At 70.6% G+C, this 15527-nt stretch carries 14 protein-coding genes; 8 read left to right on the forward strand and 6 right to left on the reverse strand.

Annotated elements, in window-relative coordinates; translation table 11 throughout:
- Positions 1-6 precede the first annotated feature (6 nt).
- The gene (locus ACFYX4_RS21735) at positions 7-459 is read left to right on the forward strand and encodes a hypothetical protein (RefSeq protein WP_389335548.1); all 453 of its coding nucleotides are present in this window, start codon (positions 7-9) and stop codon (positions 457-459) included.
- 16 nt (positions 460-475) lie between these two features.
- Here the strand turns inward: ACFYX4_RS21735 and ACFYX4_RS21740 are convergent, their stop codons facing one another.
- Positions 476-1048, reverse strand: coding sequence for a hypothetical protein (locus ACFYX4_RS21740; RefSeq protein ID WP_389335551.1), 573 nt, complete (start codon positions 1046-1048; stop codon positions 476-478).
- A 280-nt stretch (positions 1049-1328) separates the two neighbouring features.
- On the opposite strand from ACFYX4_RS21740, the gene ACFYX4_RS21745 reads away from it, so the two are divergent.
- Both ACFYX4_RS21745 and ACFYX4_RS21750 read left to right on the forward strand, forming a co-directional pair.
- Positions 1329-4343, forward strand: a complete 3015-nt coding sequence (locus ACFYX4_RS21745; protein ID WP_389335554.1) for a family 16 glycoside hydrolase — start codon at positions 1329-1331, stop codon at positions 4341-4343.
- Positions 4344-4550: 207 nt separating this feature from the next.
- Complete coding sequence (locus ACFYX4_RS21750; RefSeq protein ID WP_389335557.1) at positions 4551-5966, forward strand: DEAD/DEAH box helicase; 1416 nt, start codon at positions 4551-4553, stop codon at positions 5964-5966.
- A 75-nt stretch (positions 5967-6041) separates the two neighbouring features.
- On the opposite strand, the gene ACFYX4_RS21755 is transcribed toward ACFYX4_RS21750, so the two are convergent.
- Positions 6042-6287, reverse strand: a complete 246-nt coding sequence (locus ACFYX4_RS21755) for a DUF5302 domain-containing protein (protein ID WP_389335560.1) — start codon at positions 6285-6287, stop codon at positions 6042-6044.
- 226 nt (positions 6288-6513) lie between these two features.
- Here ACFYX4_RS21755 and ACFYX4_RS21760 point away from each other — a divergent pair, with 226 nt between their 5' ends.
- The gene (locus ACFYX4_RS21760) at positions 6514-6963 is read left to right on the forward strand and encodes a spore-associated protein (protein WP_389335563.1); all 450 of its coding nucleotides are present in this window, start codon (positions 6514-6516) and stop codon (positions 6961-6963) included.
- A gap of 206 nt (positions 6964-7169) precedes the next feature.
- Positions 7170-7769, forward strand: coding sequence for a lytic transglycosylase domain-containing protein (locus tag ACFYX4_RS21765; RefSeq protein ID WP_389335566.1), 600 nt, complete (start codon positions 7170-7172; stop codon positions 7767-7769).
- Between the two features lie 36 nt (positions 7770-7805).
- Here the strand turns inward: ACFYX4_RS21765 and ACFYX4_RS21770 are convergent, their stop codons facing one another.
- Together ACFYX4_RS21770 and ACFYX4_RS21775 are read right to left on the reverse strand one after the other, a co-directional pair.
- Positions 7806-8084: a DUF397 domain-containing protein gene (locus tag ACFYX4_RS21770; RefSeq protein ID WP_389335568.1), complete on the reverse strand. Its 279-nt coding sequence runs from the start codon at positions 8082-8084 to the stop codon at positions 7806-7808.
- Between the two features lie 185 nt (positions 8085-8269).
- On the reverse strand, positions 8270-8926 hold the full coding sequence (locus ACFYX4_RS21775) for a hypothetical protein (RefSeq protein ID WP_389335571.1): 657 nt from the start codon (positions 8924-8926) through the stop codon (positions 8270-8272).
- A gap of 638 nt (positions 8927-9564) precedes the next feature.
- Between ACFYX4_RS21775 and ACFYX4_RS21780 the strand changes: the two genes are divergently transcribed.
- On the forward strand, positions 9565-10425 hold the full coding sequence (locus tag ACFYX4_RS21780) for an alpha/beta fold hydrolase (protein ID WP_389335934.1): 861 nt from the start codon (positions 9565-9567) through the stop codon (positions 10423-10425).
- A gap of 833 nt (positions 10426-11258) precedes the next feature.
- On the opposite strand, the gene ACFYX4_RS21785 is transcribed toward ACFYX4_RS21780, so the two are convergent.
- Both ACFYX4_RS21785 and ACFYX4_RS21790 read right to left on the reverse strand, forming a co-directional pair.
- Entirely contained in the window at positions 11259-11444 is a 186-nt protein-coding gene (locus ACFYX4_RS21785; RefSeq protein WP_389335573.1) for a hypothetical protein, read from the reverse strand.
- Between the two features lie 102 nt (positions 11445-11546).
- Positions 11547-12311 carry an SDR family NAD(P)-dependent oxidoreductase gene (locus tag ACFYX4_RS21790; protein ID WP_389335576.1) on the reverse strand — a complete coding sequence of 255 codons (765 nt, stop codon included), beginning with the start codon at positions 12309-12311 and terminating at the stop codon, positions 11547-11549.
- A gap of 558 nt (positions 12312-12869) precedes the next feature.
- On the opposite strand from ACFYX4_RS21790, the gene ACFYX4_RS21795 reads away from it, so the two are divergent.
- Both ACFYX4_RS21795 and ACFYX4_RS21800 read left to right on the forward strand, forming a co-directional pair.
- Entirely contained in the window at positions 12870-13682 is an 813-nt protein-coding gene (locus ACFYX4_RS21795; RefSeq protein WP_389335579.1) for an HAD family hydrolase, read from the forward strand.
- A gap of 831 nt (positions 13683-14513) precedes the next feature.
- Positions 14514-15161: a ScbR family autoregulator-binding transcription factor gene (locus ACFYX4_RS21800; protein ID WP_389335581.1), complete on the forward strand. Its 648-nt coding sequence runs from the start codon at positions 14514-14516 to the stop codon at positions 15159-15161.
- Positions 15162-15527 lie beyond the last annotated feature (366 nt).

Consider the following 15527-nt stretch of genomic DNA (forward strand, 5'->3'; position numbering starts at 1 on the left):
AGAGGGGTGGAATTCGTCGGACTCGTCAGCACCGTGGTCGGTGCGCTCATCGCACTCGTCGCGACCGCGGGCGTCGAGCGGCGTCGCTGGCAGCGGGAGAGCGAGCAGCGCACCCGGGACGAGCTCCGCGCCGCCTACATCGGGTTCCTCAGCGCCACGGCGGCGGCGAGCGAGACCCTCGTCAACGTCGCACGCGGCCACGACAGGGACGACTCCGCGTCAGCGCGCGTCGGCAATGTGCTGAGGGACAATCATGTCCTCACCCGTCGGCTGGAGTTGACGCTGATCGCCGACGACACCGTCGTCGAGGAGGCCGGCCGGATGGTCACCCGGTTGCGCGCCTACCGCGAAGTCGTCGAGCGGGGCGTGCCGTTCGACACCGAGGAGTTCCAGCGCGCCCGGACCGCCGTCCACGACCAGCGGGACCTGCTGACGCGGTTGATGCGTGACTCCCTGTGAAGAACTCCGCTGACGATCACGGCTGAGCGTTCGACGCAGTACCGCCGGCCAGCTTCGTGCGCATGGCGCGCAGCCGCCGGTGCCGGCGGCTGCCGTACAGCACGAGCCAGCCCAGGAAAGCCCCGCTGAACAAGGCCATGCCGATGGTTTGCCGCGTACTCGCGGTCACGGCCGCCAGTACCACGACAGCGCAGAACATGACGGCGAGAAAGACCTGCGCCGCGACGCGGTGACGTGAGCGGCGCAGACGCTGCTCGACCAGATCCCGCATGGCCTGCCGTTCCTGCGGAGCCGAGGGCACGACGCCCCGGCGCAGCTTCCGGTCCAGCGACACGAGCCGGTCGGCCGACCCTCCGGCCGCACGCTGCTCCCTGCGCCGCACCAGGACCATGACGGCGATCCCGCCGAGCGAACTGACAGCCACGCGCACCACGACCCCCAGGACCGATTGCCCCGGGAACAACAGCAGGAGCACGGCGCTGGCGACGGCGATCGAGAGGACGACCTGGAGGCACGGACGCTTGCCGAGAAAGGAGTCGGGTTCTCCGAGCGTGGACGGGGACGGCTGCGGTGCCTGCTCTGGCGTCATGGGTCATCCCTCCGGGTGCATGCGCCTGGACACCCCCGGTACCCCTTGCCCGGTGCGGCAAGCAGTCAAGTTCCGTCTGTGAAAGGCGAGATGGGCTTCCGGTTACCCGCCACGTCCGTCCGGAACTTTTAACTCACCGATGACAAAGTATGGACACGCCCATCGAAAGTCTCCTACCTTGGCGGCGCAACTCCAGCGCCACATGCAACAGAGCAGCGCCATACCGCAGCAGACCGGAGCGAAATCCGGCACGGTCCGGTCCCCGCCTTGTGGAGGACCAATGTCGCAACGCCAGTTCCCGCGCGCCCGAAGACACCTCATCCCCTTAACGGCCGCCAGCATCCTGGCCGCCGGCGTCATGGCCGCACCGGCGTCCACCGCCGTTCCCTCGGACATCCCGCCGCAGGAACCCGGAGTCACCCTGCGGGTGTTCGACGTCCAGACGCCACTGAGCGAGCTGTGCACCCTCAAGCCGGGCCAGACCCCCAACCACGACCGGCGGATGGAGTCGGTCGACTGGTCCACGACCGCCGACTTCGGCGGATTCTCCGACAACTTCGTTACGGAGGCGTCCGGTTACCTGGTCGCGCCGCGCGACGGCACCTACGTGCTCCGGCTCACCAGCGACGACGGCTCACGGCTGACCGTCGACGACACCACCGTGATCGACCATGACGGCCTCCACGGCGCGGAACCGAAGGACGGCACGGTCCACCTGACCGCGGGACCGCACCCGCTGCGCATCGACCACTTCGAACGCGACGGCGGGCAGCGGTTGCAGCTCGCCTGGAAGCCGCCGGGCGACAGCGACTTCACCGTCGTACCCCGCGAAGCGCTGAGCACCGACGCCGGCGTCGTCCGGGTGACCGCGCCGGGCCGCAAGGAGTGCGAGGAAAGCGACGACACCCCGGGCGACGGCCTACCGCTCACCTCGGTACGTCCCGACCTCACCCTCACCGACCTGCGCCCCGACGGCTTCGAACCTCAGGTCAGCGGCATGGACTGGCTGCCCGACGGACGCCTGGCGATCAGCACCTGGGGCGGCGGCGACGGCGCGGCCGGAGAGGTCTACCTGCTGGACAACGTCACCGGCCGGACCAGCCGTGACAAGGTCACCGTCAAGAAGGTCGCGAGCGGGCTGCGCGAACCCATGGGGATCAAGTACGTCGACGGCTCGCTGTACGTATCCCAGAAGCACGAACTGACCCGGCTCGTCGACGGGAACGGCGACGGGGTGACCGACCAGTACCGCACGGTCGCCACCTGGCCGTACGGAGGGAACTTCCACGAGTTCGCCTTCGGCCTGCTCTACCGCGACGGCTACTTCTACGTGAACCTCTCCGTCGCCATCGACCTCGGCGGCGCGACCACCACTCCGCAACCCGCGCCCGGCCGCGGCACCACGTACAAGATCAGCAAGAAGACGGGCCGGATCACCCCTGTCGCGGGCGGCCTGCGCACCCCCAACGGGATCGGCTGGGGCCCGGGAGGCGGTATTTTCGCCACCGACAACCAGGGTGGATGGCTTCCCGCCTCGAAGCTCGTTCAGATCGAGCAGGACCGCTTCTTCAACCACTACACCGAGCCCGCCGGCCCCTTCGAGGGCTCGCCCGTCACCGAGCCGGTCCTGTGGCTGCCGCAGAACGAGATCGGCAACTCGCCTTCCACGCCCCTGTACTTGAAGAAGGGCAGGTTCGCGGGCCAGATGCTGATCGGCGACGTCACCTACGGCGGCCTCCAGCGCGCCTACCTGGAGAAGGTGAAGGGCCAGTACCAGGGCGCCGTCTTCCGCTACACCCAGGGCCTGGAGGCCGGGGTCAACCGCATCACCCTGGGTCCCGACGGAGCGGTCTACGCCGGCGGCCTCGGCGCCGGGGGCAACTGGGGGCAGGAGGGCAAGCTCAGGTTCGGCCTGCAAAAGCTGACGCCCAACGGCGGCAACGCCTTCGACATCCAGACGATGCGAGCCGTACCGGGTGGCTTCGACCTGACGTACACCCAGCCGGTCTCGGCGGAGACCGCCGCACAGCTCGCCGGCCGCTATCGGGCCGAGCAGTGGCGCTACACGCCGACCTCCGCCTACGGCGGCCCGAAGATCGCTGAGGAACGGCTCTCCGTGCGCTCCGCGACGCTCTCCAAGGACGGCCGTACCGTCCGGCTGCGGCTGGACGGCCTGAAGCCGGGCCGCGTGGTGCACGTACGTTCCCCGCGCCCGTTCGCCTCGGCCTCCGGCGAGTCGCTGTGGAGCACGGAAGCCTGGTACACGCTCAACCGGATGCCCGGCAAACAGTCCCCTCCCGCCACCCACGGGACGTACGAGGCGGAGGAGGCACGCCTCACGGGCACGGCCGGCGTCAACACCGACCATGTCGGCTACTCCGGCAGCGGCTTCGTCGACCGCTACGCCACCGAGGGCAAGGTCGCGACGACCTTCGACGTGACGGTCCCGAAGGCGGGCGCCTACGACGTGAACCTGCGCTACTCCAACGGCCCGAACCCGTTCCAGGGCACCAAGTCCCTTTCCCTGTACGCCAATGGGAAGAAGGTGCGACAGACGAAGCTGGCCTCCACCGGCGACTGGAACTCCTGGTCCACCCAGACCGAGAACCTGGTGCTGCGCGCCGGACACAACACGGTCTCCTACCGCTACGACCCCGGCGACACCGGCCACGTCAACCTCGACCTGATCACCGTCCATCCGCACGGCGCCCGCGTCGCCCTCTTCGACGGCACCGCCGCCTCACAGGCCCAGTGGCAGCACACGGACGGGCGGCGCACCGCATGGCCGCTCTCCGGCGAGGAGTCGATGGAGGTGTGCTGCGGCGACATCCGCACCAAGGACGCCTACCAGGACTTCGCGCTGCACCTGGAGTTCCGCGTTCCGCTGCTGCCTCCCGACGTGACCGGGCAGAACCGCGGCAACAGCGGCATCTTCCTCCAGGACCGCTACGAGCTCCAGATCCTCGACTCCTACGGCGACACGTCACCGGCCACCGACGAGGCGGGGGCGATCTACCTGAAGAAGGCGCCCGACAGGAACGCGGCGACGGCCCCGGAGACCTGGCAGACGTACGACATCGTCTTCCGCGCGGCTCGCTACGACGCCGACGGCCGCAAGACCGCCGACGCCCGCGTGACGGTGATCTGGAACGGCGAGAAGGTCCACGACGACGTCGCCCTCGACGGCCCCACGGCCTCGGGCAGGCCGGAGACGCCTGCCGCGGGAGCGATCAGGTTGCAGGACCACGGGAACAAGGTGCGGTTCCGCAATGTCCGGGTGGAACCGCTGACGTGATCCGAGGGCCGGGGCGACCGGGTGTCTGGCGGCCGGGCGTCCCGTCGGTCAGGTGGCCCCCGGGCCGGGCGGCCGGGTGGGGACGGCCGGGCAGCCGGGTGCCATGTGCCCGCTGGTAAAATGACGGCACGCTTCGACACCGCCAGGGCCCGTACCGAGGGGTACGGGCCCTGGCGCGTTCCGGAGACCCGACCAGAAAGGCTCCCCATGGACGCGAAGCAGCCGCACGCCACGAACCCCCGCCTCGACGACGCCCCGCCCCCGCATGCGGATGCCCCGACCCCGCGGACGGAGTCCCAGACGGCCTCCCGGGGCCTGCCGCCGGCCGCGTCCTTCGAAGCCCTCGGGCTGCCCTCGGCGCTGCTGGAGACGATGAGCGGACTGGGCGTGACGGAGCCCTTCCCGATCCAGGCGGCGACCCTGCCCAACGCGCTGGCGGGCCACGACGTCCTCGGACGGGCGCGCACCGGCTCCGGCAAGACGCTGGCATTCGGCCTGGCACTCCTCGTGCGGACGTCGGGCCTGCGCGCGGAGCCGAAGCGTCCGCTCGCCCTGGTGCTGGTGCCGACCCGGGAGCTCGCCCAGCAGGTGAGCGACGCGCTGGAGCCGTACGCGCAGGCGCTGAAGGTGCGCCTCACGACCGCGGTCGGGGGGCTGTCGATCAACCGGCAGCAGGCGGCGCTGCGGGCGGGCGCCGAGGTCGTCGTCGCCACCCCCGGCCGGCTGACCGACCTGGTGTCCCGCCGCGACTGCCACCTGAACCACGTACGGATCACCGTGCTCGACGAGGCCGACCAGATGTGCGACCTGGGCTTCATGCCGCAGGTCTCGGACCTCCTGGACCAGGTCCCCGCCGACGGGCAGCGGCTCCTGTTCTCCGCCACGCTCGACCGCGACGTCGACCAGCTGGTGCGCGGCTACCTGCACGAGCCGGTCGCCGTGTCGGTCGACCGGGTGGCGGGCTCGGTCGCCACGATGGAGCACCACGTGCTGAACATCCATGCCCCCGACAAGTACGCGACCGCCACCGAGATCGCCGCGCGCGACGGCCGGGTGCTGATGTTCCTGGACACCAAGGCCGGCGTGGACCAGTTCACCCGCCATCTGCGGGCCAGCGGCGTCCGTGCCGCCGCCCTGCACAGCGGGAAGTCCCAGCCGCAACGCACCCATACCCTCGCCCAGTTCAAGGAGGGCGGGATCACCGTGCTGGTGGCGACCAACGTCGCCGCGCGGGGCATTCACATCGACGCGCTCGACCTCGTCGTCAACGTCGACCCGCCGGCCGACGCCAAGGACTACCTGCACCGCGGCGGGCGTACGGCGCGCGCCGGGGAGTCCGGGAAGGTGGTCACCCTGGTCACTCCCGACCAGCGGCGCGACGTGAACCGGATGATGTCCGAGGCCGGGATCCGGCCCACGGTCACGCAGGTGCGTTCCGGCGAGCAGAAGCTGACCGCCATCACCGGGGCGAAGCGTCCGCCGACCGGGACGAAGTCCGGCGGCAGCGCCCCCTTCCGCGGCCTCGGCGCCCGCCCGGGCCGCGCCAAGGAGTCCCGCAAGGCCGCCGAGGCCCGAAAGGCCGCGGAGGCCCGGGCGGCGGCACGGGTGCGCAAGGGCCGCTGACGCCGAACGGTGACGCCTCGCGCCCGCGGGCGCGAGGCTCCTCAGCCGGGGTTCTTGCTCAGCCCCCGCTCTTTTTCAGCCTCCGCTCTTTCGACGGAACGACCGCTGACTCGCGGCCGGGCCGTGCGCGCCGTGGATCTTCGACGAGTCGGTGTTCGCGGCGAGTTCGGCGGCGTCCGCCTGCTTACCGCGCTTGCGTGCCAGAGCCTCCCGGAACTTGCGCTTCAGGTCGTACTGGCCGTCGTCGTCAGGCGAGAGCGAACGGCTCTCACCGTCAACGGGCTCCGAGCCTTCGGGCGACGGTGAAGACTCTGCTGCCACGGTGTCCTCCTGGGACTGGGGGGTGGAGAGCACAGCTTGTCACGGCGGACGCGGCCGTGGGCAGCTGCGACGCGCACCGGCCCTGCCCTGCTGGTTGCGCCCCAACTCGGCCAAGCACGCCGTCAGTTATGACTGAAAATACCAGTAACTCCGGCACAACCATCCGAAGTCCCCGCCCGTCACATAAGGCAGGAGCAACCAACTCCTAAGTACACAAGGGGGAAATATGCGCTTCAGTCACACCATGGTCGGCGCCGCCGCGCTGGCCGCTCTGTCGGTGGGGGCCACCACCGCCCTGGCGACGCCAGCCTCCGCCGCACCCAACACCACCCCGCAGAAGGTCTGCGGCAGCGGCTACAAGACCGTGAACTCCGTTCCCGTCGGCTCGCTGGGGACCATCTACCTCACCTACAACTCCGGCAACGGCAACAACTGTGTCGTCACCATCCGCAACAACCCCGGCGCCGCCGTGACCATGTCCGCCTGGATCTACGTCCCCGACACCAACGAAGGCGACAACGACAGCGGCAGCTACACCTCGTACGCCGGCCCCTCGTACGTCATCGGCAAGGGCTACTGCGTCGACTGGGGCGGCGGCATCGCCAACACCTACGTCCAGGTGACCGGCTCCAACTGCGCCTCCCTCAAGGAAAAGCGGACCACCTACACCCGCTGACCGACCTGCGGCGGCCCCCGTATGACGGCTCTGCTTCCGGGACGAAGGCGGAGGCCGTCGTACGGGTGGTGCGCGCGCCTGCCCGCACGACTGTCGAGGTGCGCTGGATTGAGGCCGACCCGCGCGGGCACGCGCACCTCGGGACGGCGGACGTCCTGCTGTTCAGCCAAGGGCCGGGGCAGGTGGCAGGGGAGAGGTGAGCTGGGATGGCCGAGCGGCCGACGGCGGCATCGAAGCAACGGTCGCAACCGGCGGACGGTGGCGGTGCCCGCACGCCACCACTGCGACCCGCCGGTTACGATCCGGCCGACTACACCGAGTACGCGGTGCGCAGCGCGAGGGAGGCCGGGGTATCGCCCCTGCTCGTGATGACCGTGCTCCACAACGAGGCGTACAAGCCGCACCACCCGCTGCTGGAGCGGCTGTGGCAGTGGTGGAAGCCCGAGGCGTCCTTCGGAGTGGCCAACATGCACCGCGCGACGTTCGAGGAGGTCCGGCGAACGCACGGCCTGTCCGAGCGATGGCAAGACCTGCGCGACGACCCCGCCTTCGCCGTCCACGCGGCGGCCCTCCACCTGAAGGACCTCGACCGCACCCTCCCGAAGCGCCACACCCGCCGCTACACCCGCGACGAACTCCTCGCCCTGGGCTACAACGCGGGCGAACGCAACATGCGAGCCTTCGCCCGAGGCGTCCCCCCGGGCCCCATGGCACGGTCATACCTGCGCCGCTTCCGCACATACCGGAGCCGAGCCGCCGAGATCCTGACGGCCCGCGGCAGGACCGAAGACGCTGTGACCGGTTGAGCCGCCGGGGTCGAGCAGCTTTCCCCGGCGACTGGATCATGCAGCCCGACTGACGCTCCGGCGATGACGATGCCCCGTGACTTGGTCGGTGCGAAGTGTTCTCAGGAACGCGCGCCATGCCTGGCCGGAGGCGGTGAGCGGGCGAAGGCCGCGGTCTTTGGTGTCGCGAATGCGTACGCCGCGGTCGGGCCCGTCCACGGAGGCCTCCACGCAGGCGTCTTCGAAGTCGGTGCTGTAGCTGCTCTTATGCCAGCCGGTGAGCGGAAGCGGCATGGAATCCATCCTGGCAGTGGTACGGAACGAGGCGCAGAACATCCGTCCGTCCCCCCGACGTCGCCTGGGCCCTCGTCACGACGGCGGGACTCGACCAAAGCCCCGCGGATCAGGGCGTGTTCAGTCCCGCACAGGTGCCGGACCGCCACGAGGGCATGCGGCCCGGCACTTGAGCCCCGTAGGAGTGCCGCACCGAGACGCAGCACGGACCCGGGTGTTCGCGGGTGCTAGAAGTGCCGCAGACGCAGCAGGAATTGGCAGCCGCCGGAGCGGCCGTCGGCGTCGATCTTCACCGTGACCGGAGTGCCGACGAAAGCCGAGCGGTACTGGCCCGCGGGCAGAGCGTCCGGGCACTGGCCCGCGTCGCCGTCGGGGTAGAACTGGACGTCGAGGACGACGTTGCCCGTCACGGAGAAGGTGAGGTCGCACCAGCCCGGCCGGCCGTCGGTGTCGACCCTGACGGCCTGCCCGAACACCTGGATCGGCAGGATCGGCATCGAGTAGGTGCTCTGGTAGTTCCCGCACTGACCGGCGTCACCGCCGGCGCTCGGCCGAAGTGAGTAGCTGACGGAGGCACCCGCGAGCGCGCGGTCCGGATCGTAGACGCCGAAGGCCAGTTGGCAGCCGCCGGAACGCCCGTCGGTGTCGAAGCGGATGGCCTGCGTCCAGTCCGGCGAGGCGGCCCACTGCTCCCCGGTCCTCCCACCGCACTGGCCCGCATCACCGTCGGCGTTGAACTGGACGCCGAGCTGCGGAGCGGCAGCGAGCGGGGCCGTTTCCGAGGCGTGCGCCGCCGTACTGGACAGCCCGGCGACCATGAACGCACCCGCGGCCAGGACGCGGGCCAGCGATCTGAGACGTCCGGTCACCCGTAATCCACTCATACGAGAGTCTCCTCGAGATTCGTGGGCGCGACGGCTGATCCCGCCGCACCGCTGTCGTATGCCGACCAGCCGGCACGCCCGGCTGGCCCAGACCGCAGTATGGGCGCTGACACCTCGCGCGTATCTCCGTGAACACGCCAATCTTCGGGCCCGGCCGAAAGGGGAGTAACGTCCGCGTATTCGGGCGGTGTTGACGCCCGCGACCGCCAGCTCCCGGCCGCAGCCGGACACGTCCAGCACGGCGGTCCGGGTAGCGCGGCCGACCCCCTCTCCAGTGCGGCCAAGACGGACTGGGCCATCCCGGGATCGTCTGGTGCCTGGCATCGCCGCGTCCGCCGCTGTGTCCGAACGAGCGGTCCGCGGCGGTGGTCAGGACGTCGGCGTCGGGCAGGTGGCGGCGTCCGGCCACAGCCACGGCGAGACGTCCACAGCCAGGACCAGGCGGCGGTCGCCCGCTTCAGCAGCGTCAGCCCCGACAGTGCCCACCGCAGCCGGGCGACGCCGACGCGGTCATGGTTCAACCCGCCGTACAGGGATCCTTGCGGTGCGCCCTTGACCGGAGCGACCACGTTCGCTGAGCTTGCTCTTCAACCTTGGCGGGACTGAGCGATACGGGTAGGTTCTCCGCGGTGACCTTGATGCAGACGCGGGGCCTCACGGTGATGACCGACGAGGCGCAGTTACGTTGGCTGGCACTGGGGGACACGACTCGGAGGCCTGCCGTGGTCATGCTCCACGGTGGTCCGGGTCTGCCGGATTATCTGGGCGATGTCGCCCCCATGGTCGCGGACCTCGCGCCTGTGTACCGCTACGACCAGCGTGGCACGGGTCGATCCGTCTGGCGGGGGCACCATTCCTTCGCCCGGCATGTCGACGATCTCGTCGAATTGCTCGACACATGGGACGTGCCCAGAGCTGTGCTGATCGGGCACTCCTACGGTACTGACCTGGCGAGCCGGTTCTGCCTGACGCATCCTGACCGGGTTGCCGCGATGCTGCTGATGTGCGGGCCGTTCGTCGGTGATTGGCGTACCGGGTACCGAGCTGAGCGAGGCCGCCGGATGTCCGCAGCGCAGTTGGAGAGGCTCCGCGCATTGGAGGAGTTGCCGCACCGCACGGAGGAGCAGGAAGTCGAGCTGCTCACGCTGGCCTGGTTCACCGACCACGCCGATCCCGAACTGGGTTGGCACTGGGCCGCGCAGGGTGCCCGCCGGCGTCGTCCCGTCAACTGGGCCATGAATAGCGAGCTTGGCAGGGCAGAGCGCGCGGACCCGCTTGATGAGCATCTTGCCGAACTGCATGCATGCCTGCCCGCGCGGACGGAGCTTCTGGGTGGGGCCGACGACCCCCGCCCGATGTCGGCTCTTGAATCATTCGCGCTCAGGCTCGATGTTCCGCTGACGCGGGTCGAAGGCGCCGGGCACGAGCCCTGGTTGGAGCAGCCCGACACCGTGCGTGCGCACCTTCGGCGATTCGTGCAAGGCACGGCGGCCTCATAGGGCTTCGACCGGACTGTCGGCCGGAACTCATGCCGCGCCGCGGGCAACGCGGCAGGGCCGGTTGCGTGCCCTGGCCGTTGATGTGGCCATGAGTCAGTCTGATCGCGCTCCGACTCACTCGCGGAGCCGCGGTCGATCTCCGCCGGCGGCCCGTGCGCCGAACCCCTCACACGCGAAGCGACGAATGGGTTGGTCGGTGAAACTGGTCCGGGGAGGTGTGAGCAGCGTCTACGTCTCCACGGCCAGCGGTGCCCGCGTCGTGTACGAGGCGCCCCACAGGGTGCGGCGACAGGGGAGAATGGGGTCATGGCGATATGCAAGAAGTGCGGTGCGCGAAAGCGTAGTTGGCCCCGTTCCTGCTCTCAGTGCCGCTCGGAGCCGGACCGGACGTCGGCAGCCGGGGAAGCCGCTGATGTAGCTGTGGCGGGCGGACTGTTCGAGTGGGTATGGCGAGGAGTCAGCGCAGTGGTGCGGTTGGTGGTGCGGACGCTCAACTGAGTCGTTTCTGCTGATGGGGTGTGAGGGCCGGGGGTCAGGATGGCCCTGGTGGGGAAGCCGGCCTTTTCAGCAGCCCTCTTGGAGGAGTTGCTGGCGCATTTCGCCGAGGAGATCGGGCTGCTCTCCTACGCCGTCCGCACGCACCGGTGCGGTGGGTGGCAGCACGGCGGCTCACCGAGCATCGGCAGGCGGGGGTCTCCGGCGAGGTGTACCGGATCTTGGCCTCCGTGCGACGTCCTGGCAAGCGTTCTCCGGTCCGTTCCATCGTGAGCACGACGCGGGGCCGGCTCGGAAGCCTCCGAACCGGCCCGCGTGCCGGAGTCGCGGAACTCGCCCTACTGACTGGGCGCTTCCTCGAGGAGTTCGATGTTCGACCACAGGCCGTCCAAGCCGAACTTGGCCAGGTACTGCTCCAGGATCAGGAACGGCGGGCCTGCGTGCGGCTCTCGGTCCACCCACACGGTGTCGCACTCGTGGCACAGGAGGAAGGTCTCGGTCTCTCCCGGGACACGGGCGCGCACGACCCAGCCCTGGTCGCATCGTGGACACCGGATCACGGCTTTTCCTTACAGGTGCGGATACGCAGGTCTACAAGGTACGGGCAGTGTTGTGGTGGTGGGTTGTTAGAGGTGGGTGCCGCCGGAGGCGTCGATGGTTTGGCCGGTGATCCAGCGGGCGTGGTGGGAGGCGAGGAAGGCGACGATGTCGGCGATGTCGGTGGGGTGTCCCATGCGGCCGAGGGCGGTGTGGGTGGTGTGGGTGGTTTCTTGTTGGGGGGTGTTCCAGCGGTGTTTGTTCATGTCGGTTTTGGTGTAGCCGGGGGCGACGGCGTTGACGGTGATGTGGCGGGGGCCGAGTTCTTGGGCGAGGGTGCGGGTGAGGGCGTTGAGGGCGCTTTTGGCCATGGTGTAGGTGAGGGCGGTGGTGAGGGCGTGGCGGGTGGCGGCGGAGGTGATGTTGATGATGCGGGCGCCGTGGGGGAGGCGGGGGAGGGCGTGTTGGATGAGGAAGAGGGGGGTTTTGGCGTGGATGGTCATGAGGCGGTCGAAGTCGTGGGGGGTGACGTCGGTGATGCCGCCGCGGATGTTGTAGCCGGCGTTGTTGACGAGGATGTGGAGGGTGGGGGGTTGGTTGAGGTGGTGGAGTGCGGTGTCGAGGCGTTGGTAGAGGGTGGTGGCGTCGTCGGGGGTGCCGAGGGGGGCGTGGAGGGGGAAGGCTCGTCCGCCGTGGTCGGTGATGAGTTGGGTGGTGTGGCGGGCTGAGGTTTCGTCGTGTCCGTAGTGGACGGCGACGAGTGCGCCGTCGTGGGCGAGGCGTTGGGCGATGGCGCGGCCGATGCCGCGTCCGGCGCCGGTGACGAGGGCTGTTCTGTTTTTGAGGGGGGTCATGGTGTTCTCCTGGTGGGTGTGGTGGTGGGGTGGGTTGGTGGGTGGGTGGGGTGTGGTGGAGGGGGGCGCTCGTGCGGGGTGCGGTGTGGTTGGCGGGTGGTGTGTGTGCGGCTGTCCGCGGGGTTTTCGTTCCCGGTGTGGGTTTGCGTGTGGGTTGCGGCTTCGCGCGCGGTGTTGCGCGCGGTTGTCTTCAGGGGCTCTCTGCGCGGCTTTGGGCGCGGTTGCGTGTAGAGGCTGTTTTCCGTGGGGCTTCCCGCGCGGTCGCTCGCGGGGCTCCGGTGCCCGCGCAGTGGTAAGTCGCGGGTTTGGGCACGGCTTCCTGCACGGTTGTCCGTACGGCGTCCCGCGTGGTTGTCGGTGTGGCGGGGGTTTTGCGGGGTTGCGTGTGGGGGTTGGGGAGGGCGGGCGGGTGGGTGGGTGGGTTGGTGGGGGAGGGTAGCGAAGAAACCGCGTACCCGGTTTAATATGGGATGCCGCGGCGGTGTGTCGTGGTTCGTCCTGTGTGTTCTTCTGGCGCTGTGCGCGGGTGGGCGTGCGGCTTGACGGTAGGCGGTCTGTATGGCGTTTCGGCAGGTGCGTCTGGTGGCGGTGAACATCGACGGGGTGTTGCTGAGCGATACGTTCAGTCCGGTCATTCATCGGTTCGTGGTGGGGCGTGGGGGTGTGTACAGCGCGGAGTTGGAGCGGGCGGTGTTGTCGCAGCCGCAGTTGCGGGCGGCGGCGGAGTTGGGGGTGGGGGGGACGCCGGAGGAGGTGGTGGCGGCGTATTTCCGGGAGCGGGCGCGTTATCTGCGGCGTCATCCGGTGCGGGTGCTGGAGGGGGCGGGGCGGTTGCTGGGGAGGTTGCGGGCCACGGGTGCGTCGGTGGTGTGTTACGGGGGGTTGGGGCGGGCTCATTTCGAGCGGCATCTGGCTGGGTTCGCCGGGTGTTTCGACGGGCCGGGGTATGTGTGCACGGACGGGTTCCGTCCGGGGGTGCGGGAGATCGCCGAGGATGTGTTCGGGGTGGGGTGTGAGCGGGCGCTGTTCATCGACGACGTGGCGCGGGTGGGGGAGGCGGCGCGGAGTCTGGGGGCGGCGTTCATCGGGCATCCGAGCGGTTACGAGCACAGTTTCCAGCGGCAGTTGATGCGGGAGGCGGGGGTGCGGCATGTGGTCGGCTCGCTCGACGCGATCGACGAGTGGCTGCTGGGGGCTGTGGACGCGGAGGCCGCGGAGGCCGCCGGAGCGGCGGAGGCGGCCGGGGCGGCGGAGGCGGCCGGGGCGGCGGGGGCGGCGGGGGTCGCGGGGGCGGACTCGGGGCCGCCGGCCGCGCGGGCGGGGGAGGCGCCGGCTGGGCGGGCCGGGGGGCGTGTTGCCGTGCACGCCTGACCCGGCCCGACCGGCCCGGCTGCCGCGCGAGGCCCGCCCTGCCCGGCCGGCCCGGCTGCCGCGCGAGGCCCGCCCTGCCCGGCCGGCCGGGCGGCCGCGCGAGGCCCGCCCTGCCCGGCCGGCCGGGCGGCCGCGCAAGGCTCGCCCGGTCTGCCCGGCCGGGCCTGCTGCGGCGGCCCGCCCGGCCCGCCGTACCTGCCGTACCTGCCGTACCCGCCCGACTCGCCCGGCCTGCCTGGCTTGCCCGGCCGGGCCTGAGGCGGTGGCCGTCCCGGCGTCCACGGCCTGTCCGGCGGGGCTTGCTGCTGGGGCGGCCCGCCCGGCCCGCCGTGCCCGCTCGACCCGCCCGGTCTGCCTGGCCGGGCCTGCGGGGGCGGCCGTCCCGGCGTCCACGGCCTGTCCGGCCTGCCCGGCGGGGCCTGCTGTCGTGATGGCCCGCCGGGCCTGCCGTGCCCGCCCGGCCCGCCCGCTCTGCCGGGCCTGTCTGGTGTGCCTGGTGGGGTGTTGTGTGGGGGTGGGGTCGGGTGGGGGAAACCGGCGTGGTGCGATGTTTCGGTGGGGGGCGGGGGTGTCGGTGGGGGGTGGGTCCGGCTGGTCTGTGGGGGTGTCGTGGGGGGTGGTCTGACCGGTGTGGTCGTCGGTGGTTTCTGCTGTGGGGGCTGGTGTGTCCGGTGTGGGGGCGGGTGTCCGGGTGCGGGGGCGGGGAGGGGCGGGGAACGGCGGGGAGGCCTGGCGTAGTTCCTGATTGATGCGTAAGGTACCTTCCAGACGGTTTTTTATTCGCTGGTCCGTGGTCTGCTGAGGAGTGCGGTCGACTGAAGGGGGGGTCCCGTGGCCCGACAGGAGCGGGCGGTCAGGACCCGCCGTGCGGTGCTGGAGGCGGCTGCGGAGGTGTTCGCGGAGCACGGGTACACCGCGGCGACGGTGACGGACATCCTGCGGACCGCGGGGGTCACCAAGGGGGCGCTGTACTTTCATTTCGACTCCAAGGAGGCGCTGGCGCGGGGTGTTCTGGAGGTGCAGACGGAGCAGCCGCTGCCTGCGCAGGAGATCAAGCTGCAGGAGATGGTGGACGTCGCGATGTCGGTGGCGTACCGGCTGCTGCACGATCCGGTGCTGCGGGCGGGCGCCCGGCTGTCGGCGGATCCCATCGGGCGCAAGCACTACGGGAGTGCCTGGCCGCTGTGGATCGACGTGCTGACGGAGATCGCCTCCGAGGCGCGCCGGCGGGGGGAGACCCTGTCGCATGTGATGCCGCGTGAGGTCGCCGAGCTGGTGGTGAGCGCGTTCAACGGCGTGCAGCTGTACTCGCTGCTCGAGTACAACCTCCAGGACGTCGAGCAGCGGGTCTCGGTGCTGCTGCAGTATCTGCTGCCGGCCATCGCCTCGCCCGCCGTCCTGATGCGTCTGGACGTGGCGCCGGACCGGGGTGCGCGGCTGGTCGGCGAGGCCCGGCGCGCGGTGCCCGAGCCGGTCTGACGCGACCCGCCCCCGCCGGCCCGCACCGGTCTTTTCCTTGCCGGCGTCGTCCGGTGCCCGCCCGCGCTCTCGTCCGCTTGCGCCGGTCTGCCGCGTCGGCTCCCGTGGATGTCCGCCCGTGCCCACGCTGGCCTGACGCGTCGGCGTCGCCCGGTGTCTGCCCGCGTCCTTGTCCGCTTGCGCCGGTCTGAGACGGCCGGTCGGCGCTGGAGTCCGCCCCGCCGTTGTCGGTTTGCTCCGGTCTGACACGTCGGCCTCCGTGGACGTCCGCCCCTGTCCGAGCTGGTCCGGCACGCCCCCGCCTGCGCCGGTGTGCGCCCGCGTCGGCCTTTGCCGGTGTCTGCGCCGGTCTGACACGTCGGCCCC

The sequence above is a fragment of the Streptomyces sp. NPDC002328 genome (assembly GCF_042890065.1).
In the GTDB taxonomy this organism is placed as follows: domain Bacteria; phylum Actinomycetota; class Actinomycetes; order Streptomycetales; family Streptomycetaceae; genus Streptomyces.

Coding starts and splice junctions, on each gene's coding strand:
- ACFYX4_RS21740 (WP_389335551.1), bottom strand. CDS start 1,048: ATGACGCCAGAGCAGGCACCGCAGCCGTCCCCGTCCACGCTCGGAGAA.
- ACFYX4_RS21770 (WP_389335568.1), bottom strand. CDS start 8,084: ATGTTCTGCGCCTCGTTCCGTACCACTGCCAGGATGGATTCCATGCCG.
- ACFYX4_RS21765 (WP_389335566.1), top strand. CDS start 7,170: ATGGCCGAGCGGCCGACGGCGGCATCGAAGCAACGGTCGCAACCGGCG.
- ACFYX4_RS21790 (WP_389335576.1), bottom strand. CDS start 12,311: ATGACCCCCCTCAAAAACAGAACAGCCCTCGTCACCGGCGCCGGACGC.
- ACFYX4_RS21795 (WP_389335579.1), top strand. CDS start 12,870: ATGGCGTTTCGGCAGGTGCGTCTGGTGGCGGTGAACATCGACGGGGTG.
- ACFYX4_RS21750 (WP_389335557.1), top strand. CDS start 4,551: ATGGACGCGAAGCAGCCGCACGCCACGAACCCCCGCCTCGACGACGCC.
- ACFYX4_RS21780 (WP_389335934.1), top strand. CDS start 9,565: ATGCAGACGCGGGGCCTCACGGTGATGACCGACGAGGCGCAGTTACGT.
- ACFYX4_RS21745 (WP_389335554.1), top strand. CDS start 1,329: ATGTCGCAACGCCAGTTCCCGCGCGCCCGAAGACACCTCATCCCCTTA.
- ACFYX4_RS21775 (WP_389335571.1), bottom strand. CDS start 8,926: ATGAGTGGATTACGGGTGACCGGACGTCTCAGATCGCTGGCCCGCGTC.
- ACFYX4_RS21760 (WP_389335563.1), top strand. CDS start 6,514: ATGCGCTTCAGTCACACCATGGTCGGCGCCGCCGCGCTGGCCGCTCTG.